Consider the following 20,778-nt stretch of genomic DNA (forward strand, 5'->3'; position numbering starts at 1 on the left):
GTAGTCACCCCTATTCAAGCCATTATCTTACAAGATTAATCTGATTGTATCAACTAATTAGAACTATTCCAAAGAAACTGCCTTTATATGTAGGAACTTGATTTTGTTTACCATTATGTATAGAAAACAAGGTGCGGTTGCCGCACCTTGTCCTATTTAGAATCTTATGTGTTATTCAGCAGCTTTGGCGTCAGAGATTTTAGCGTTCTCCACTAGGAACTCAACCGTGTTCTGCATACGGATGTCGTTTTCTAGCATTTCAGTGCCGCCTAGTGCTGTTTTGATCTGTTCAGCGTCCATGTTGAATTGGCCAGCCATTTTCTCAAGCTCTTTGTCGATGTCTTCAGAAGTGACTTCCATGTTTTCCGCTTTTGCGATCGCTTCAAGCGTCAATGATACGCGTACGCGTGTTTCAGCGTCAGCTTTCATTTGCTCGCGAAGTGCATCTTCGTCTTGGCCTGAGAACTGGAAGTACAATTCCTTGTTCATGCCTTGCTGGCTTAGGCGTTGTTCGAAGTCTTGCATCATGCGGTCGATTTCAGAGTCGATCATCGCTTGCGGGATTTCGACTGTTGCGTTTTCTGCAGCTTTTTGTACAAGCTCATCGCGCATTTTAGTTTCAGAAGCGTTTTCTTTCTCCGCTTTCAAGTTTTCTTTCATTTTCGTGCGAAGTGCGTCTAAGCCTTCTACTTCTTCGTCAAGTTCTTTAGCGAACTCGTCGTTCAGTTCAGGAAGTTCTTTCGCTTTCACTTCGTTTACCGTCACTTTGAACGTCGCTGCTTTTCCAGCAAGTTCTTCAGCGTGGTATTCTTCTGGGAAGGATACTTCCACGTCTTTTTGTTCGCCGGCTTTAGCGCCGACCAATTGCTCTTCGAAGCCTGGGATGAATGAGTTAGAACCGATTTCCAGGGAGTAGTCGTTGCCTGCTCCGCCTTCAAACGCTTCTCCGTCTACGAATCCTTCGAAGTCGATGACGGCTGTATCGCCGTTTTCAACTTGCCCGTCTTCTTTGACAGTCAATTCAGCCATGCGTTCTTGGCTTTCTTTCAATTGCTCTTCGATTTCCTCATCGGTCACGTTCGTGTCTTCTTTGGAAACTTCAAGGCCTTTGTATTCGCCGAGTTCCACTTCAGGTTTCACTGTCACTTTAGCAGTGAAGACCAATGGCTCGTTCTTTTCCAATTTTTCGATGTCGATTTCAGGGCGGTCAACCGGGTTGATGCCTGCTTCTTCGACTGCGTTTGCGTAAGCATCAGGCAGGATGAAATCAAGTGCATCCTGGTAAAGAGATTCTACACCGAAACGTTTTTCGAACATTTGGCGAGGCATTTTCCCTTTGCGGAATCCTGGTACGTTAATTTCCTTAACGACTTTTTTGAACGCTTTATCAAGCGCGCCGTTTACTTCTTCAGCCGGCACTTCTACTGTAAGAACTCCGACATTACCTTCTTGCTTTTCCCATTTTGCTGACATGTATAAGCCCTCCAAACAATTTTTTACAAAGTCATGTACGAATTTTGTACGATTTTTGACAACCTCCACATTATATCACACATACGAGCAGGTTCAACTATTTCTAACCATTGCGCAATTCTATGTATGCCTCTGCCTGCATGAGCATTTCCAGCAGTTTCGGATCGGCTTTGCCTTCCGCTTCCCCACTGAATAAACTATCGAGATATGCGTGGTAGGCTTCAGCGATTTCCGCTTCCCCAAACTCTTCCCAGAAAAACGGATACAGGAGATAAATATGCCGGTCCACCAATTCCATCGCCATCTGCAGCTTGGCCGGCTCTTTTTCCAAAGCTTCCTCCAAGCGCTTGCGAATCCCGAGCAGACGTCCATCCTTCAATGGATCCGGCAGCCCGTCGATCGCCAGTTCACCGTGGTAATGGAACTTTTCGACACTTACCGTGCCGCTTACCTGCTGTTCACGGAGCATGAGCAGCAAATAGGATTTCGCCACCCAATCCACTTCCGGATGCTTAATCAATTCAATCAGCTGGTTTTTCATGGCAGGATACGCTTCTTTCGGCAATTCGGTCACCCGTTGCTCCTGTCCGGCAGCGCTAAGCGGCAAAAATTGCTCCAAGCTGAATTGGCCCGTTTCCCTTTTGGCAGAAGCAGCGCTTTCGGCAATGCGTTCATTGAGATCGCGCAATTGGTGGAATTGCTCCAAACGCTCTTTCGGCAAGACGTTTTCCTCGATGAGCACTTCGATCATCTTCTCGGCTTCCTCGAATTCCTTCACTTGCATTAAAATGCTTATGTATAGTTCCATCGTCTCCAAATAATGGATCGGCCCGATGCGCAACAATTCCTGGACGACTTCGAGCGCTTCGTCGAATTCCCCCAGCTCATATAAGCTGTAGGCATATCCGCCAAGCGCCGCTGCATGTTCCGGCTCATAGACAAGCACCTGGTACAGCTTGTCGCGCGCATCGGCGTATTGTTCGTTCTTTAAACTGGTCATCCCTTCCGAAAGCAGCCGTGTGACTGTCGTCGGGAAAACGATGACATTGCCCCTGCGCTTCAAATCCCCAAATTTCTTCCGCATCCTACCACCTCTTTGTCCATTCATCATACCATAGGTAAATGTACTGTGAAAACGAAAGCCGGCGCTATATACCGCCAGCTTCCTCCTGTTATTCAAGAGCAGTTCACAGCCAATAGCCATTTTTAAAGATTAGTGTATCATTCAAGGCTCCCGGGTTCATCTATAAATTATAAAAAACTGCCCACGCATCAGGGGGACAGTTTCATGAAATAATAGCGTGCATGGCGACGTATGCCATATAACAAACAACTTCACGCGCAAAGAACGGTGCGACGTTCGCAAATCCTTTGAATTCAGTTGTTGGCGTCGGCGAGGAATGGGCATCGATTCCCGCGTGTTCCGCCATAAGCAGCGCACGCTTCATATGTAAGGGATCACTGACGACCAGGAAGCTCGACAAACCGTTTTCTTCTGCCACCTCACCAGCGAAGAGGAAGTTCTCTTCTGTGATGAGTGATTGGGTCTCGATCAAAATATCTTCTTCAGGAATGTTATTGCGGATTGCGAAATCCCGGCTCACCACCGACTCGGCGAGATCTGCTCCATCAGTCATGCCACCTGTAAAGATGATCTTCCCGACATAGCCCGCTTCATATAGATCGATGGCGTGGCGAATGCGCTGCTCAAGTACCGGGGAAGGCTCCCCATCGATGACTTTCGTCCCGAGCACGATCGCCGCATCAGCTTCGAGCAACTCGGACTCACCGGCGAATGTCCAAATGCTCATAGCAGTGGCCGCAATTAATACGGTTTGTATGAGAGCAATTACGATCAAAATCCGTTTCCACTTGTTTCTGAACACGTTTCACTTCCACCTTTGGATCTGTTTTTTCTCTATCTTTTTCCATTATACTTCCCCCGCAACAAATAGACAGCAAATAAGCAAATGTTCACCATTCATTCACAAAAAAAGAATTCCAGCTCCATAGAAAATGCTGCTGGTGGAGAAAGCACCGAAACCTCGATCCCCTTAGAGAAACAACTCCCCTTTTCCGATAATGACCGAATTCCCGGCAATTCTTACTTCTTCGATGCCGCCGGTACGGCCCGTTACCTGGATATCAATTGTGCTAGGCCGTCCCATTTCGTAGCCCTGTTCACTTCTGAAGATAGAAATTCTATTGTCGTTAAGGGGGACTGCGTAGTGCTCAACCAAATAAGCACCGAGTGGTCCGCTTGCTGCACCGGTTGCAGGATCTTCGGCAATGCCCATTGCCGGCGCAAACATTCTGCCGTGGACAGCGGCATCCTGACTTTCAGTTTCTGTCGTAAATGCAAAGATGTGCTGCGTGTCCGCAGTTTTGCTGAAGTGCTGTTCCCATACATCCTGACGAAAATGAATTCGCTGGATTGTTTGGAGAGACTTCAATGGAATGAACAGAAATGGGACAGCCGATGACACCGACTGGATCGGCAATTCGGTATGAAGCTCGCCTTCTGCTATTGAAAGCAAATCAGCCGCGAATTTCCGACTTTCAAACTTTTCACCGAAGACGGGCAATGGCTGTTTCATTTCAACTTTAGCAATCTGTCCGTTTTCCTTGTGGACCGTTACCGCTATTTCCCCTACTTGTTCTTCCAAAATCCACTCATTTGCCCCTTCTTTCGTTCGAACTGCACCAGAAGACGCTAAAACATAAGCGGCCCCGATTGTAGGATGCCCTGCCATTGGCAGCTCCATTTGAGGCGTGAAAATGCGCAGTTTTCTAACATTCCCTTCTTTAGCCGGAGGGAAAACAAATACTGTTTCGGAAAGGTTCAATTCCCTGGCGATGTTCTGCATTTCTTTTTTAGTCAAACCGCTTCTTCCTTCTACTACCGCCAGTTGATTTCCACCGAAAGGCACGTCCGTAAAGACATCTGCCAAAGTATAGCGCAAAGTTTCCATCACCATTCTCCTTTTCGTCTCATTTTTTGTATCTATGGAGCGCCGATTTAGGATCAGCCCAAATGAACTATAGCCTGTCGTTTGCCGGTCATCTTGCGACGGCATTTGTTTCTCCCCTCAATTCTATCATTTCCCGAATTGAGTGATGACTGCAAAAAGTTGCCGCCTTCCAGATGGATAATCAAGATAATGGTTGCAGCAAATTACGCAAACCATGTTGCTGTCAGAAAGCTTTCTGAAACCGCCTCTTGGTAACCGATTCAATTCATTGAAGACAATATTTAGTTTTCATATAATCTCCCTAGACCGTATATTTCCGGCATCGACCTTGCAAAAACCTCCCTTTTTAATATAGTTAGAAAATTCAGAAAAAATAAAATTTACCCCTTAACAAATCTTCCGCAGGTGTTACAATGAAAGCAAATTCAAACTAGAAGCAGTTTCCAGTTTCTACAGATTAACCGATATAAACGGGAAAAGGAGGGCCGGGCAACAACTCACAAAGCAGCAGGTACACGATTTTGGAATTCGCCATTTGTGCCAGAAAAGCAAAGTCAAGATGGAAAGGATGATTTTTCATGAAGAAACTACTGGCAGCGTTCATGCTTCTTGTCTGCCTATTGTTGATAGGGTTCAGCCCCCACTCGTCCGCAGCTGAAAATTCAACTGGCATTGAGATTCCCGTCGTCAATTATCACGTTATCTCGCATGATCCCGACCCGAACAATCTTTATCAGTACAGCGTAGAAGAATTTGAGAAACAAATGGCTTACTTAAAGGAAAATGGCTATAGTTCGCTGACCATCGATCAATACTTCGAGATTTTGGATGGAACAGCCGCTATGCCAGCTAAACCGATTCTGATCACTTTTGATGACAGTACCAATGACTTTTATCCGAATGCCTTTCCAATCCTGGAAAAGTATGATTTAAAGGCTACCCAGTTCACGATTTCGGATTGGGTAGACGATAGTCAAAGCATGACTGCTGAAGAAATTACAACCGTCATGGAGCAAGGCATCGATATCCAAAACCATACATCTACACACCCGTCTCTCGACCAATTGAGCTACGACGAGCAATACGACGAAATTAACGATGCGACGGCAACACTCGAATCCATTACCGGCGAAACAACGGATGTTTTCGCTTATCCTTACGGAGCCTATAATGACGACACGCTTGCAGTCGTTGAAAATCTTGGGTTTAGAGGAGCATTCACGATAGAGGGGGGCGTGAGTACTGACCAAGACAACCGCTACGAGCTGCCCCGCTTCATGATCCTAAACGGTGACACTTTGGACGATTTTATACGGAAACTTTCGACCGGCCATTGACCACGCCAACTGAAAAGCAGCAGCTGGATTTTTCAGCTGCTGCTTTTTCATGAATCAATAAATGATTTTTCGACAAACGTATCCGGACTTTACGAGGAGCAGATTCCTTTTTTCACACTTCAAATCTTCCAGGCTCAGTGCATTTGCAAACGGTCAACACCAGGCAATAAATCCGGACCTTCCATAAACTGACAAGTGCCCTGGCCAGGACAATCACACATGCTGGAAACCGCAATGCTAAGTCAGCATTCTTTTTAATTTCTTCATATACATTTTTATCACATAAAAAACCTTGTTTTCCCGAATAAGGGAAAACAAGGTTTTGAGACGTCCCAGGAGGGATTCGAACCCCCGACCGACGCCTTAGAAGGGCGTTGCTCTATCCAGCTGAGCTACTGAGACATGACTTTCCTCACGAAAGACAATTTTAATTATAGAAATCATCCGGGGAAAAGTCAATGCTATTTCAAAAAAATATCTCACAAACTATAAATTATCGTTCTTGTCATAACGATATTCCACAAAATAGCTTTAAAACCCCTGCTCTACTCTCGCGAGACTCGAGCATCGCAAACGAATAAGCTCAGCCATACTTCGCTTATTCGCTTTTAGGGTCTCATCTGTCTCGCTATCCCGCAGGCAAGACTTGAACGATGCTTGCGAGTTCAAGTCTTTGCGAAGCAGTGTATTACACTGCCTCGCAGCATGGTTTTCTCCACTATTTTGCTCCAGGCCTTTGGACTTCGGGACTGATTATAGTTTCACTGGCAAAACTATAGCCACTCGGGCATTGCTTCACTGAGCTTGTGAAGTGCTTGCCCGCGGTGGGAGATGGCCGCTTTTTCTTCGGGTTCAAGTTCCGCCATGGCACGCTCCTGGGCAGGAACGTAGAAGATCGGGTCGTAGCCGAAGCCGTTGTCGCCTCTGCGCAAGCGCAAGATTTCGCCTTCACATGATCCGGAGAAGGTTTGAGTTTCTTTATCCGGCGCCGCAACTGCCAGGACGCAGCGGAATCGCGCGGTGCGCTCACCGTCAGGTACGCCGGACAATTTCTCCAGCACTTTATCGATATTGGCGTCGTCGCTCTTTTCGCCTCCCGCATAGCGGGCGGAATAAACACCCGGCTCTCCATCCAATGCATCAATCTCGAGGCCGCTGTCGTCGGCAATCACCGGGATGCCGAGTTCTTTGGCAACACCTTCCGCTTTCAGGATGGCGTTGGCTTCGAATGTCGTGCCGGTTTCTTCGATGTCGAGGTCTTTTGCGACATCTCTCAAGGTCAACACTTCATAGCCTAATGGTGACAGCAAGGTTTCGAAGTCTTTTGCTTTTCCTTTATTCTGTGTCGCAATGACGATTTTTTTCATAGGGCGGACTCCACCTTTTCGCCGATCCGCGACGATAATTCGCCGATCGCTTGTTGTTGGATTTTGATCAATTGCCGGATTCCGGCTTCGCCGAGGTCGAGCATTTCGTTCAAATCCTTGCGGCTGAATGTCGCTTCTTCGCCGGTGCCTTGCATTTCGACGAATTCACCGGATCCTGTCATGACCAGGTTCATATCGACCGCGGCCGTTGAATCCTCTTCATAGTTCAAGTCCAGGATGGCTTGCTTGCTGCTGTTGATGCCGACGCTTGTCGCGGCCAAATAATCCGTCACCGGGAAGACCGGCACATCCAATTTGCCAAGTGCGATGGTCATGGCGATAAAGGCACCGGTGATGGAAGCTGTACGCGTCCCGCCGTCCGCCTGGATGACGTCGCAATCGATCCATAGCGTGCGTTCACCAATCTTCTCGAGATCGACGACAGCGCGCAAGGAGCGGCCGATCAGGCGCTGGATTTCCATCGTGCGCCCGCCGAGCTTGCCGCGTGTCGCTTCGCGTTGGTTGCGGCTTCCTGTCGCGCGTGGCAGCATGGAATATTCCGCCGTTACCCAGCCTTTGCCCTGGCCTCTTAAGAAACTCGGGACACGCGACTCGATCGTCGCTGTGCAGATCACTTTCGTCTGGCCGACCGTAATCAGGACCGATCCTTCCGGATGGATCAAATAATCCGTCTCCACTTCCACCGGCCGCAGTTCATCTGCTTGTCTATTATCAATTCTTGTCATAATTGAATCCTCCTCATGTACTCAAAAAATCTTACCATAATTCTGCCTTGACGACAAAAACCCGGCGGCTGGGCCGTCAGGTTTTTTGGAACTGGATCGAACGGATGCACGGATCGTCGATGGCCAGCCATTTTTGGATGATCGTGCGAAAAATCTCCGTCGAACCGGATGTATAAAACTGATGGACGGGCGGTTTGCGGCGATCCGCAAATTTGTCCTGATAGCTCAAGTGGCGCGATACGTCTTTGGCGGTTTCCTGCGCTGACGATAGAACCGTCACCGTGCCGCCAAGTTCTTGCTCAATAAAGACCTGCAACAGCGGGTAATGGGTACACCCGAGGATGGCGGTATCGAATTCCTTCGATTTGATTGCCGATAAAGTCTCCGCGACCATGCGGCGGGCGAATTCCCCTTCGTACTCATCACTTTCCACAAGCGGCACAAAACGCGGACACGCCAATTGGATGACGTCCGAAGCCGAAACAAGCGACTTGATGGCTTTTTCGTACGCCCCGCTCTTAACGGTTCCGGATGTGCCGAGTACGGCAATCTTCTTCGTCGAAGAGGATTTGATGGCAGCGCGGGCTCCCGGGAAAATGACGCCAATGACTGGGATCGGCAATTTCTTCTGCAAGGAATTGAGCGCTGCCGCCGTCGCCGTATTGCAGGCGATGACCAGCATTTTGATATTCATTTTCATAAGCGCTTCTGCCATTTGCCATGTGTAGCGCCGCACTTCCGCGAGCGGACGCGGGCCATACGGGCACCTTGCATTGTCACCGATATAAATAATTTTTTCATTAGGCAAAAGTTTCATGATTTCCTTGGCGACGGTCAACCCCCCGACGCCCGAATCAATGACTCCGATTGGCGCATTCAATGTCATAGCCCCGCTCCTATTTCATGTTGATGTGCATTTTCTCCAACAAGCTAGAAAATTGCTCGACTTCTTCTTCACTGAAATCTTCCAGTACCGTTTCTAAATAATCCTGGCGCTTCTTGATCACTTCCTCAATGATCCGCTCGCCTTCTTTCAATAGCTTGATGCGCACCACACGGCGGTCCTGTTCCTCGCGGATGCGAACGACCAAATCGTTCTTCTCCATCCGGTCGACCAGGTCGGTCGTCGTGCTGAACGCCAAAAACATTTTATTCGACAAGTCGCCGATGGTCATGTCGCCATGTTCGAACAGCCATTGAAGCGCTACGAACTGGGGCGGCGTGATGGTATACGAATTGAGGATTTCACGGCCTTTTTGTTTGATGATTCCCGATATATAACGCAATTCCTTTTCCATAAATGCCACACGCTCCAAGTCGTGGCGGCGGTTTAAGTTGTCTTCAGTCATGGACTTGGTTCACTCCCTAGCTACTGGTATTTGTTCCATCGCGGCGCTTTCGTTCATTCGAGATACAGACGGCTTCATTTCCCGGAAGAAGCCATATTTCCACTTTGCAGCATCGTCTTCTCCTCGTCGCTCCAGGGATGGCCTTTGCCGCTTGTTTTGGAAATCTGGACGATGGCGCCCCTGCCGGTAAAACAAGTTTCTTGCTTATCGTTCACTGCCCAATAATGAATGTCTGCGGAAGAGTTTCCGATCGACTCGACTTTTACGTAAATCCTCAATTGTTCATCGAAGAATACCTGGCGGACGAAATCGACCTGCATATCCGCCACGACTGGGATCAAGTCGCTGCCTTTTGAAAGCCACCCTTGCATCAAGCCCATTTCCTTCATGAACTCGATCCGTGCATATTCAAAATAAGCGATTGGCACCGTGTTGTTGACGTGGCCAAACATATCCGTCTCGGAAAAGCGCACATGCACCGGCGCGTAAAAAGAAAAGCCTTTCTGCCATTCATTGAAATCGTTTATGTAAGACGCTCTCATTCCAGTTCCCCCTGTATACGTTACTCATTTTGTAAGTATAGCAAAAACTGGCGCAAAGGACATCTGTTTCAGCCAAGCTTAAGGATTTTCAGTTGAAACTAAAAAACTCCGCCATAAAGGCGGAGTGTAACTTAGTCGACCATATGATCGCTTCCGAAGAAGTTGCGGAACATCTGGATGTTCGTGTCGCGGTTCAAAGCTGCGATGGACGTTGTCAAAGGAATGCCTTTCGGGCAAGATTCCACACAGTTTTGGGAGTTACCGCAATCCGCAAGGCCGCCTTCGCCCATGATAGCGTTCAAACGCTCGTCACGGTTCATGGCGCCTGTTGGATGCGCGTTCATCAAGCGGACTTGAGAAAGCGGAGCCGCACCGATAAAGTCGGATTTATCGTTGACGTTCGGGCAAGCCTCGAGGCATACGCCGCACGTCATGCATTTGGACAATTCATAAGCCCATTGGCGTTTGCGCTCTGGCATACGTGGACCTTCGCCAAGATCATGTGTACCGTCGATCGGCACCCACGCTTTGACTTTTTTCAGCGAGTCGAACATGCGGCTGCGGTCTACGATCAAGTCGCGGACGACCGGGAATGTTCTCATCGGCTGAAGGCGGATCGGCTGTTCCAGCTGATCGACAAGAGCTGTACACGACTGGCGTGCTTTGCCGTTGATGACCATTGAACATGCGCCACAAACTTCCTCAAGGCAGTTCATGTCCCAGTTGACTGGAGTCGTTTTCTTCCCGTCCATGTTGACCGGGTTGCGCCGGATTTCCATCAGAGCGGAAATGACGTTCATGTTGGCGCGATATGGCAATTCGAACTTTTCCCAGTACGAGCTTTCGTCCGTAGAGTTCTGGCGTTCGATTTCGAAAATAACCGTTTTTGCTGCTTCACCCATGGTAAATTAGCTCCCTTCTTATTGCTATGCTTTCGCGGAATAGTCGCGTTTGCGTGGCGGGATCAAGCCAGTGTCGACTTCTTCGTAATGGAAGATTGGCGCATCGTAACCGTTGAATTTCGCCATAGTCGTCTTCAGGAACTCCTCGTCATTACGTTCCGGGAATTCCGGCTTGTAATGAGCGCCGCGGCTTTCGTTGCGTTTCAACGCACCGATCGTGATGACACGTGCTAAATGTAGCATATTTTTCAGCTGGCGGGTAAACATCGCACCTTGGTTGCTCCAAAGTTGTGTATCCGTCATGCTGATGTGGTTAAAGCGTTCAAGAAGCTCCTGGATTTTGCGGTCTGTTTCTTCGAGGCGGTCATTATAGCGTACGACCGTCACATTGTCCGTCATCCATTCGCCTAGTTCCTTGTGAAGGACGTACGCATTTTCAGTTCCGTCAAGCGCCAGGATCTCATCCCATTTACGCTGCTCTTCAGCTTCGTGCTTCGCGTAAATATCGTTCGGCAAGTCTTCAGCAAGAACTTCCAAGCCTTTGACATACTCAAGGGCATTCGGCCCTGCGACCATGCCGCCGTAGATGGCTGACAGGAGCGAGTTTGCGCCGAGACGGTTCGCACCGTGCTGGGAATAATCGCATTCGCCGGCTGCCAATACGCCAGGGATGTTCGTCATCTGATGATCGTCAACCCATAGCCCGCCCATTGAATAGTGGACTGCCGGGAAGATCTTCATCGGAACTTTGCGCGGGTCGTCGCCTGTGAATTTCTCATAGATTTCGATGATGCCGCCCAGTTTGATGTCGAGTTCTTTCGAATCTTTATGGGAAAGGTCCAAGTACACCATGTTCTCGCCATTGATGCCGAGTTTTTGGTTAACGCACACGTCGAAGATTTCGCGTGTCGCGATATCACGTGGGACCAGGTTTCCGTAAGCCGGGTATTTCTCTTCCAGGAAGTACCAAGGTTTGCCGTCTTTATACGTCCAGATCCGTCCGCCTTCACCGCGTGCAGATTCTGACATCAAGCGGAGCTTGTCATCGCCAGGAATCGCTGTCGGGTGGATTTGGATGAATTCGCCGTTCGCATAATAAGCGCCTTGCTGGTACACGATCGATGCAGCAGATCCTGTGTTGATGACAGAGTTCGTGGATTTTCCGAAGATAATCCCCGGCCCGCCGGTCGCCATGATAACAGCATCCGAACGGAACGATTTGATCTCCATTGTCGTCAAGTTCTGTGCAGTGATCCCTCTTGATACGCCTTCGTCATCGAGGACGAGGCCAAGGAATTCCCAGCCTTCGTATTTCGTGATAAGACCAGCCACTTCATAGCGGCGGACTTGCTCATCGAGTGCATAAAGCAATTGCTGGCCAGTCGTCGCGCCGGCAAATGCCGTTCTGTGGTGCATCGTACCGCCGAAACGACGGAAGTCAAGAAGCCCTTCCGGTGTACGGTTGAACATGACGCCCATGCGGTCAAGCAGGCGGATGATGCCAGGTGCTGCATCAGCCATCGCTTTAACCGGTTTTTGGTTAGCTAGGAAGTCACCGCCGTAAACGGTGTCATCCAGGTGAATTGCCGGGGAATCCCCTTCACCTTTTGTATTCACCGCTCCGTTAATGCCGCCCTGTGCGCACACAGAGTGAGACCGTTTAACCGGAACGATGGAAAATAGATCGGCAGGTGCTCCTGCTTCGGCAACTTTGATCGCTGCCATTAGGCCAGCTAGGCCCCCACCGACGATAGAGATTTTGCCTTTCGCCATTGTAGTGTTCACTCCTCTTTTAATTCACCAATGTTTGGGACATCCTTAAACGAATGCAAACAATGCTCTGATACCAATGATCGATAATACAATAAAGACTAGAAGTGTGAAGTAAGTTGAGTAGCGCTGTGCTTTCTCTGAAACCGTGATTCCCCACGTCACAAAGAAAGACCACAATCCGTTCGCCAAGTGGAACGTCGCGGACAGGACACCCAATACGTAGAAGGCGAACATGAACGGATTCGACAGGATGTTTTCCATCATGTTGAAATCTGCCTCTGCTGCACCAATCGCAACTTGGAATCTTGTCTCAAACACGTGCCATGCGATAAAGACCACAAGGAAAATCCCGGTGTAGCGCTGTGCAACAAACAAGATGTTGCGCATGTAGCTGTAATGGCCCGGGTTATTTTTCGCTGTGAACGCTATGTATAATCCGTAGAAAGCATGATACATGAGCGGCAAGTAAATGACGAAAATCTCCAGGAAAATAACGAATGGAAGATTTGCCATGAAGTGGGCAGCTTGGTTAAACGCTTCCACGCCTTGCGTAGCGAAATGGTTGACGATCAAATGCTGCGTCAAGAACAATCCGATTGGAATGACCCCGAGTAAAGAGTGCAGCCTGCGCATTAAAAATTCACGATTGTTATCCAAAAATTTTACCCCCCTCAAAAACATTAGTTGGCATCGCAAAGTTTTCCTATATTAGGAAAATATCTTCGCGTTGCTATAAGCATCATGTACAAGAATATGACATATTTATTGTACTCCCCCCCTCTAGGAGCGTCAAGGCAAGGAAACCTTTTTAAGCGTATACAGCCTAGGGTTTGTGAAGCTTTTTACCGATATTAAATAGGAAAGAATTCATGAAAAGCTATATTTTCATTTCAAAATAGGCGAGATACAGGCATCCGTTTCAAGGTTTTATAAGCTAATATAGGACCGTGATGGCAAGATTTCAAATTTGAACAAATTGTGAATTTTTACACAAACTTTCGGCAATTCAAAAAAGCCCAGCTAGGCCGGGCTTTTCGTTTATCTGACAGACGCCAGCGTCAGTCCGTATGCTTCGTGGAGCGCATTTGCCGAGCGCTCCATCTCACTCGCCGGGATGACGACAGAGACTTTGATTTCGGATGTGCTGACCATTTTCACGGGCACGTTCTGCCCGCGGAGAATGTCGAACATCTTGGCTGCAACGCCGGGATTCGACACCATGCCGGACCCGACGATCGACACTTTCGCCAAGCCGGTTTCGATATCGATGGCGTTATAGCCGATTTGCCCTTGCGCTTCCGACAACACGCGCTGCGCTTCCGCCAGGCTGTCTTCCTTAATCGAGAAGGAGACGGACGGCGGCAACTCCTCACTGATGCTTTGGACGATAATATCGACATCGATCAAATGATCCGCCAGGACCGTAAATATATTCGCAAGCGACCCGTTGAATGGCTTGGTGTAGCTGACAGTGATGCGGGCGATGCCTTTTTCGAATGCCACACCCCGCACGATTAGATTCTTTTCCACAGTGATCACCTCTTGAATGATAGTTCCCGGTTCATCCGAGTAGCTGGCCCGCACAGATAGGGGCACTTGATTGTTTTTCGCGAATTCCACGGCTCTCGGGTGAAGCACGCCAGCACCGAGGTTTGCCAGTTCGAGCATTTCGTCGTAGGAAATCTGTTCAAGCTTGCGGGCGCCTGTGACGTAACGGGGGTCGGAAGTATAGACCCCGTCGACATCCGTATAGATCTCGCATTTCTCGGCGCCTAAAGCAGCAGCGAGCGCCACCGCGGTCGTATCGGATCCGCCGCGTCCGAGCGTCGTGATGTTGCCGTTTTTGTCGACGCCTTGGAATCCTGCGACCACGCAGAACAAGCCAAGGTCGAGCGCCTCTTCCAAGCGCTGCGTATGGATTGTTTCGATGCGCGCATTGCGCGGGACGGATTCCGTTTCGATTCCTGCCTGCCAGCCTGTGAAACTCAAGGCATCATGGCCGAGTTTCTTGAACGCCATCGCCAACAGCGAAATGGTCACTTGTTCGCCTGTTGCGAGCAGCATGTCCATTTCACGCTTTGGCGGCTCGGCCGAAATCTCTCCTGCCAGACCGAGCAGCGTGTCCGTCGTTTTGCCCATCGCCGAGACGACGATGACAACGCGCTTGCCCTGTTGCTTTTCCTGGATGGCACGTTTTGCCACCCCTAAGATCTTCTCCGGAGACGCCACGGACGTCCCCCCGAACTTCATTACGATTGTTGTCATTCTCTCCACTCCCACTTAAAGTAAGTGGCCCTCAACAAAAAAGAGGCAACTCGCCGATTGCCCGGCAAGCTACCTCTCTTCTCATGTACGATTTCAAACGTCCATGTGAGATAGCCCTCCAGAGTCAAACTCTGACAGCCCTGCATCTCTTAAATGCAGGACCAGCATACGCGCAAGCAGTGCGCCGTAAACTTCGGCGGGCGTCCCTTTCGGCATCCTTCACAGATTCTGCAAATCTCGGAATGCTTACTATTGACGTCCGCTCCTCTATCATCACTTTTTACAAGTGATTCAATTGTGTTATTACAATACCACGAACTTATTCTTGTTGCAACGGCTGTTCCTTGAAATGCTGCTCGATTTCCAAAGCCAGCTTCTCGGGAATGCCGGCCTGCTGGATCTCGCCAGCGTTCGCTTCTTTGATTTTTCGCACGGAACCGAAATGCTTCAGCAATTGCTGCTTGCGTTTCGGCCCGACACCTTGAAGCCCGTCCAGCGCGGATTGAATCGAATTCTTGCCGCGCAATTGGCGGTGGAACGTGATGACAAAGCGGTGGACTTCGTCTTGGATGCGCTGCAATAAATAAAACGCTTCACTTGTGCGCTTGAGCTCCACCATTTCAACCGGACTGCCGTACAAAAGCTGAGACGTTTGGTGCTTGGCATCTTTCGCCAGCCCCGCAATCGGGATATCGAGGCCGAGTTCGTCTTCGACGATTTCGCGCGCCGATTCGATCTGGCCCTTGCCCCCATCGATGATGATCAAGTCGGGCAGCGGCAAGCCATCCTTCAGCACACGGCTGTAGCGCCTGCGGACCACTTCACGCATTGCCGCATAATCATCCGGCTTCTGCGCGGAACGGGTTTTATATTTCCGGTAATCTTTCTTCGACGGTTTGCCGTCTACGAAGACAACCATCGCCGACACGGCATCTGCCCCTTGGATATGGGAGTTGTCGAACGCTTCGATACGCAGCGGCGTATGGATATTCATCGCTTCGCCGAGTTCGTTGCACGCACCAACCGTCCGTTCTTCCTGGCGCTCGAGCAGCTGGAATTTCTCCTTGATGGCGATTTCCGCATTTTTATGCGCGAGCTGGACCAAATCTTTTTTCTTGCCGCGCTGTGGAACGAGTACTTTCGCACCGAGCCATTCTTTCAAGAACTCCTCATCTTCCGCTTCCGGAAGCAGGATCTCATGCGGTTTGATATGATCCGGCTTTTCGTAGAACTGGCCGAGGAAGGTCAAGAATTCTTCTTCCGGGTCGCGGTACAACGGGAACATTGACACTTCACGCTCGATCAGCTTTCCTTGGCGCACGAAAAACACCTGCACACACATCCAGCCCTTGTCGACAGCGTAAGCAAAGACATCTCGGTTGGTAAAATCGTTCATGGCCATTTTCTGTTTTTCCATGACCGATTCGATATGGCTGATCTGGTCGCGGTATTCTTTCGCCCGTTCAAACTCGAGATTCTCTGCCGCCTCGCTCATCTTTTCCGTCAGCTCCTGCTTCACTTCACGAAAGCCGCCGTTCAGGAACCGGCTGATGCCGTCGATCATTTCGCGATACGTATCCTTTTCCACCGGTTTAACACAAGGCGCGAGGCATTGGCCGAGATGGTAATACAGGCATACGCGGTCAGGCATCGTATGGCATTTGCGCAGCGGGTACAAACGGTCCAGCAGCTTTTTCGTTTCGCTTGCTGCATAGGCATTCGGATAAGGGCCAAAATATTTCCCTTTATCTTTTTTCACTTGCCGCGTAATGACCAGTTTCGGATGGCGTTCGCCCGTAATTTTCAAATACGGATAGGTCTTATTGTCTTTCAGGCGGATATTGTATTTCGGGTCATGTTTTTTGATGAGTGTCAATTCAAGGATCAGCGCTTCCTTGTCCGAGGAGGTGACGATGTATTCAAAGTCTTCGATCTCGTTGACAAGCCTTTGTGTTTTCGTGTCGTGGCTGCCCGTAAAATAAGAACGCACACGGTTTTTCAACACTTTCGCTTTGCCCACATAGATAATCGTCCCTTGGCGATCTTTCATCAAATAGCAGCCCGGTTGATCAGGTAAAACGGCGAGTTTATGTTGCATCATTTGACTTTTCATTTTATCACCCTATTTAAAAAACCGGGTTCCACGAATGGGACCCGGTTTTGGAATTATGCGTGTTTTTCAACCAATTCAGCCAAAGCTTCTTTTGGACGGAAGCCGACAACTTTATCGACTGTTTCGCCGTTTTTCATCAAAAGAAGTGTCGGGATGGACATGATGCCGTATTCGCTAGCTGTCTGTTGGTTTTCATCAACATCCAATTTCACGATTTTCACTTTATCATCCATGTCTGCATCAAGCTCTTCAAGAACTGGAGCGATCATTTTACAAGGCCCGCACCATGCTGCCCAAAAGTCTACCAATACGAGTCCTTCTGAAACTTCTTGTTTGAAATTCTGGTCTGTCCCTTTAACGATTGCCATGTATAATTCCTCCTTAAGTAATAACCAAACTATATTTCGATTATAGCAGACGTGATTTACGCTAGCTATTTTTTTGCCTAGTCCTTCCATACCCGGCTGTTGTTGGCGTTAAACTGCCTAAGCTGGATGTCGTCGGCGTACAATTAGATCTGATTATTATAGTCTAGAGTTTCCGCTGCAGGGGCACGGGATAGGCACGCAGCGGCCGGCCCCTTTCGCTTCATCTCCAGTCATAGACGTGAATAAGTAACTAAAGAGCTATTAATTCTATATTCGCCTACAGAAAAACAGCCCGCTAAATCGCGGGCTGCCGTGATTACATCACTTTCTTGAATTCTTCCGTAAGCAACGGGATGACGTCGAATAGGTCTCCGACGATTCCGTAGTCTGCCACTTTGAAGATGTTCGCTTCCGGGTCTTTGTTGATCGCAACGATGACTTTGGAGTTGGACATTCCTGCCATGTGCTGGATCGCGCCGGAAATTCCCGCTGCGATGTACAGATCAGGCGTAACGACTTTTCCTGTCTGTCCGATCTGCAAAGAATAATCGCAGTAATCTGCGTCACATGCCCCGCGTGATGCTCCGACTGCGCCTCCGAGAAGGTCAGCTAGTTCCTGCAATGGCTCAAAGCCATCTTTGCTCTTGACGCCGCGTCCGCCGGCGATGATGACTTTCGCTTCGGAAAGGTCGACGCCTTCTGCGGATTTGCGGACGACGTTTTTGATGATTGTGCGCAAGTTCGTGATATCGACCGACAAGCTCGATACATCGCCAGAACGCTCTTCACGCTCAAGCGGCGCGATGTTGTTCGGGCGCACGGTAATGAAGACAACGCCGTCTTCTTTCAGTTTCACTTTTTCAAATGCTTTACCGGAATAGATCGGGCGGATGAAGACAGCGTCATCGCCTTCCCCTTCGATATCCGTTACATCGGAAATCAAGCCGGTTTGCAATTTCGATGCGATTTTTGGCGACAAGTCCTTGCCGACCGCAGTATGGCCGAAGACGATTGCTTCTGGCTGTTCCTGGTCAACCACCGCCATGAATGCCTGGCCGTAGCCGTCGGATGTATAGGATTTCAAGTGTGGGTGCTCAACCGTGATGACGCGGTCAGCGCCGTAAGCTACCAATTCGTTACCGAACTCGCTTACCGCTTCCCCGAGCAAGACAGCAACGACTTCTCCGCCGCCTGAAATTTTCTTGGCTGCGGCAATTGCTTCAAATGATACGTTGCGCAAAGCGCCCTCACGCGTTTCGCCCAATACTAATACTTTTTTCGACATAGTCCGTTAACCCCCTAAGTAGATGTGAAAATGAATGATTGGCGTACGTTTATATAACTTTCGCTTCAGAGCGAAGCAAGCTGACCAGTTCAGAAACTTGTTGTGGAATTTCGCCTTCCAGAATGCGGCCGGCTTGTTTTTTCGGCGGCAAGTAAACTTCGATCGTTTCCGTTTTCGCTTCTACATCTTCTTCGTCGATATCCAGATCATCGAGCTCCAGCTCTTCAAGCGGCTTTTTCTTTGCTTTCATGATCCCTGGGAGCGACGGGTAGCGCGGCTCGTTCAAGCCTTGCTGGGCTGTGACCAATAAAGGCAATGAAGTTTCAAGCTCTTCCGCATCCCCTTCGATGTCACGGACGATTTTCACAGTTTCGCCTTCGATTTCAAGGCTTGTGATCGTCGTCACGTAGTTGATGTCAAGCAAGTCCGCTACGCGCGGGCCGACTTGGCCGGATCCGCCGTCGATGGCTACGTTTCCTGCAAGGATCAAATCCGCTTCTTTGTCTTTCAAGTACTCTGCCAGTATGTAAGCTGCCGTAAACTGGTCCATTTCCTCCACATCGTCTTCCGTATTGATCAAGACCGCTTTGTCAGCGCCCATGGCAAGTGCCGTGCGCAATTGCTTTTCAGCTTCCTCATCGCCGATCGTGACTACAGTCACTTCGCCGCCGTGAGCGTCGCGGACCGTGATGGCCTCTTCGATCGCGTACTCGTCATATGGGTTGATGATGAACTCAGCGCCATCTTCTTGAATCTGGCCACCGGAGACAACCAGCTTTTCTTCTGTGTCAAACGTACGTTTTACCAATACATAAATGTTCATGAACGTAAACCTCCCAAGTATTATTTCCCTTTAAATTGTGCTTCGCGTTTTTCCAGGAAAGCGCCAATGCCTTCCTTCGCGTCTTCCGATACGAAAACCGTACCGAACGAATCCGCTTCTGCCTTGACCCCTTCTTCAAAAGCCCCACGCTTCGAATACTGAAGCATGTCGATGGCCGCCTTGACGGATACCGGGCTCTTTTTCGCAATTTTCTTCGCAATTGAAAGCGTTTGCGGAAGAAGGTCTTCTTCGCCGAATGAACGGTTGGCAAGACCGAGCTGCACTGCTTCTTCGCCTGTTATCGGATCGCTCGTCAAGAGCATTTCAGCGGCTTTGGCCACTCCGACATAACGCGGCAAACGCTGTGTTCCTGCAAATCCAGGAATCAAGCCCAATTGCAGTTCCGGCAATCCCAGTTTAGCATTTTCCGTGACAAAACGCATATGGCAGCTCATGGCCAGCTCCAGTCCTCCGCCGAGTGCGGCGCCGTGAATGGCGGCAATGACTGGCTTGTGGAATGTTTCCACGCGTTCGAAAACGGCTTGGCCGCTCGCCGACAGTTTCGAAAACTCTTCCCCTGAAGTCACTTCCGTGAACTCCTTGATGTCGGCACCTGCCGAGAAGAAACGGCCTTCCCCGTGCAAGACGATCACACGGACATCCGAGTCGTTTTTCACTTCATCCAGAAGTGCATCGACTTCCAAGATCAACGCGCGAGACAATGCATTTGCCGGCGGCCGGTTGATTGTCGCAATCGCTACCCCATCTTCTTTTTTCCAGCTGATAAATTCCACCTGCTCATCCCCTCCCTTTACGCTTGCATGCCTTTCAGCAATAAGCGCTGCACTTTCGGTGCGAGTTCGACCAAATCATACTTGTGATCGTTCATCACCCAGGTAGTAATGGTCTCATCCATTGTACCAAAAACCATCTGACGGGCTAAACGAATATCCATATTTTGATCAAATTCTCCTGATTCAATGCCGCTGATCAAGATCCGGTCCATCAATTTCAAATAACCCCGCAGTACATTATTGATTTTCATGCGGATATCGTGGTTGGATTGACGGAGTTCCAGCTGCGTCACGATTGCCAGATGCAGATCGCTTGCGAGCAAGCTGAAATGGCTATTGATCATCATGCCGAGCTGGTCGGCAGCGCTTGCGTCTTTTGCGATGATTTTCTCCAATTCGCTGACGAACACGCCCATCTTCTCCTGGAAGACGGAAATGAGAATGTCTTCTTTATTCTTGAAATACAAATAAATCGTACCGTCCGCTACACCGGCTTGTTTAGCAATTTTCGAAACTTGCGCTTGGTGGTAACCATTCTCTGCGATAACGATGACCGCAGCATCGATGATTTGCTTATATTTCGGTTTATCCTTCTTTACCATTCTGTCACCACCCAAAAAAATATGAAAATATGAATGGCGATTCATTCATATTTTCATATTATCGTTT

General features: G+C 49.2%; 20 protein-coding genes, 1 tRNA gene and 1 riboswitch. Of the genes, 1 reads left to right on the top strand and 20 read right to left on the bottom strand.

The window, feature by feature from the left end:
- Positions 1–171 precede the first annotated feature (171 nt).
- From tig to AB9R92_RS05510, 4 genes are all read right to left on the bottom strand, one after another.
- Positions 172–1,473 carry a trigger factor gene (gene tig, locus AB9R92_RS05495; protein ID WP_370668480.1) on the bottom strand — a complete coding sequence of 434 codons (1,302 nt, stop codon included), beginning with the start codon at positions 1,471–1,473 and terminating at the stop codon, positions 172–174.
- Between the two features lie 103 nt (positions 1,474–1,576).
- On the bottom strand, positions 1,577–2,557 hold the full coding sequence (locus tag AB9R92_RS05500; RefSeq protein ID WP_370668481.1) for a tetratricopeptide repeat protein: 981 nt from the start codon (positions 2,555–2,557) through the stop codon (positions 1,577–1,579).
- A 202-nt stretch (positions 2,558–2,759) separates the two neighbouring features.
- Positions 2,760–3,359 (bottom strand): YdcF family protein, encoded by a 600-nt coding sequence (locus AB9R92_RS05505; RefSeq protein WP_370668482.1) that lies wholly within the window; start codon positions 3,357–3,359, stop codon positions 2,760–2,762.
- 168 nt (positions 3,360–3,527) lie between these two features.
- Positions 3,528–4,445: a PhzF family phenazine biosynthesis protein gene (locus tag AB9R92_RS05510; protein ID WP_370668483.1), complete on the bottom strand. Its 918-nt coding sequence runs from the start codon at positions 4,443–4,445 to the stop codon at positions 3,528–3,530.
- Between the two features lie 578 nt (positions 4,446–5,023).
- On the opposite strand from AB9R92_RS05510, the gene AB9R92_RS05515 reads away from it, so the two are divergent.
- Positions 5,024–5,782: a polysaccharide deacetylase family protein gene (locus AB9R92_RS05515; protein WP_370668484.1), complete on the top strand. Its 759-nt coding sequence runs from the start codon at positions 5,024–5,026 to the stop codon at positions 5,780–5,782.
- A 328-nt stretch (positions 5,783–6,110) separates the two neighbouring features.
- Here the strand turns inward: AB9R92_RS05515 and AB9R92_RS05520 are convergent.
- The 16 genes from AB9R92_RS05520 to AB9R92_RS05595 all read right to left on the bottom strand — a co-directional run bounded on the left by AB9R92_RS05520 (position 6,111) and on the right by AB9R92_RS05595 (position 20,711).
- Positions 6,111–6,184: transfer RNA gene (locus AB9R92_RS05520), tRNA-Arg, on the bottom strand.
- A 371-nt stretch (positions 6,185–6,555) separates the two neighbouring features.
- Positions 6,556–7,149, bottom strand: coding sequence for an XTP/dITP diphosphatase (locus tag AB9R92_RS05525; protein ID WP_370668485.1), 594 nt, complete (start codon positions 7,147–7,149; stop codon positions 6,556–6,558).
- A complete protein-coding gene (rph, locus tag AB9R92_RS05530) occupies positions 7,146–7,895 on the bottom strand; it encodes a ribonuclease PH (protein ID WP_370668486.1) in 750 nt (249 codons plus the stop codon). The genes AB9R92_RS05525 and rph overlap by 4 nt, the downstream gene beginning before the upstream one ends.
- 76 nt (positions 7,896–7,971) lie before the next feature.
- Positions 7,972–8,775, bottom strand: a complete 804-nt coding sequence (gene racE, locus AB9R92_RS05535) for a glutamate racemase (RefSeq protein ID WP_370668515.1) — start codon at positions 8,773–8,775, stop codon at positions 7,972–7,974.
- 16 nt (positions 8,776–8,791) lie between these two features.
- Entirely contained in the window at positions 8,792–9,244 is a 453-nt protein-coding gene (locus AB9R92_RS05540) for a MarR family winged helix-turn-helix transcriptional regulator (RefSeq protein WP_370668487.1), read from the bottom strand.
- Positions 9,245–9,318: 74 nt separating this feature from the next.
- The gene (locus AB9R92_RS05545) at positions 9,319–9,786 is read right to left on the bottom strand and encodes an acyl-CoA thioesterase (protein WP_370668488.1); all 468 of its coding nucleotides are present in this window, start codon (positions 9,784–9,786) and stop codon (positions 9,319–9,321) included.
- Positions 9,787–9,917: 131 nt separating this feature from the next.
- A complete protein-coding gene (gene sdhB / locus AB9R92_RS05550; protein WP_370668489.1) occupies positions 9,918–10,688 on the bottom strand; it encodes a succinate dehydrogenase iron-sulfur subunit in 771 nt (256 codons plus the stop codon).
- 24 nt (positions 10,689–10,712) lie between these two features.
- Positions 10,713–12,461 (bottom strand): succinate dehydrogenase flavoprotein subunit, encoded by a 1,749-nt coding sequence (gene sdhA / locus AB9R92_RS05555; protein WP_370668490.1) that lies wholly within the window; start codon positions 12,459–12,461, stop codon positions 10,713–10,715.
- A 45-nt stretch (positions 12,462–12,506) separates the two neighbouring features.
- Positions 12,507–13,118 (bottom strand): succinate dehydrogenase cytochrome b558 subunit, encoded by a 612-nt coding sequence (locus AB9R92_RS05560; protein WP_058381039.1) that lies wholly within the window; start codon positions 13,116–13,118, stop codon positions 12,507–12,509.
- 381 nt (positions 13,119–13,499) lie between these two features.
- Positions 13,500–14,726 carry an aspartate kinase gene (locus AB9R92_RS05565; RefSeq protein ID WP_370668491.1) on the bottom strand — a complete coding sequence of 409 codons (1,227 nt, stop codon included), beginning with the start codon at positions 14,724–14,726 and terminating at the stop codon, positions 13,500–13,502.
- 103 nt (positions 14,727–14,829) lie between these two features.
- Positions 14,830–15,004: riboswitch (Lysine riboswitch) on the bottom strand.
- A gap of 41 nt (positions 15,005–15,045) precedes the next feature.
- Positions 15,046–16,839, bottom strand: a complete 1,794-nt coding sequence (gene uvrC, locus AB9R92_RS05570) for an excinuclease ABC subunit UvrC (protein WP_370668492.1) — start codon at positions 16,837–16,839, stop codon at positions 15,046–15,048.
- Positions 16,840–16,892: 53 nt separating this feature from the next.
- Positions 16,893–17,207, bottom strand: a complete 315-nt coding sequence (gene trxA, locus AB9R92_RS05575; RefSeq protein ID WP_058381042.1) for a thioredoxin — start codon at positions 17,205–17,207, stop codon at positions 16,893–16,895.
- 316 nt (positions 17,208–17,523) lie between these two features.
- Positions 17,524–18,492 (bottom strand): electron transfer flavoprotein subunit alpha/FixB family protein, encoded by a 969-nt coding sequence (locus tag AB9R92_RS05580; RefSeq protein ID WP_121300204.1) that lies wholly within the window; start codon positions 18,490–18,492, stop codon positions 17,524–17,526.
- A 49-nt stretch (positions 18,493–18,541) separates the two neighbouring features.
- The gene (locus tag AB9R92_RS05585) at positions 18,542–19,315 is read right to left on the bottom strand and encodes an electron transfer flavoprotein subunit beta/FixA family protein (protein ID WP_370668493.1); all 774 of its coding nucleotides are present in this window, start codon (positions 19,313–19,315) and stop codon (positions 18,542–18,544) included.
- Positions 19,316–19,335: 20 nt separating this feature from the next.
- Complete coding sequence (locus AB9R92_RS05590) at positions 19,336–20,109, bottom strand: enoyl-CoA hydratase (RefSeq protein ID WP_370668494.1); 774 nt, start codon at positions 20,107–20,109, stop codon at positions 19,336–19,338.
- Between the two features lie 17 nt (positions 20,110–20,126).
- Positions 20,127–20,711: a fatty acid metabolism transcriptional regulator FadR gene (locus tag AB9R92_RS05595; protein WP_058381046.1), complete on the bottom strand. Its 585-nt coding sequence runs from the start codon at positions 20,709–20,711 to the stop codon at positions 20,127–20,129.
- Between the last annotated feature and the right edge of the window lie 67 nt (positions 20,712–20,778).

The sequence above is a fragment of the Planococcus sp. SSTMD024 genome (assembly GCF_041320495.1).
Taxonomy (GTDB): Bacteria; Bacillota; Bacilli; order Bacillales_A; family Planococcaceae; genus Planococcus.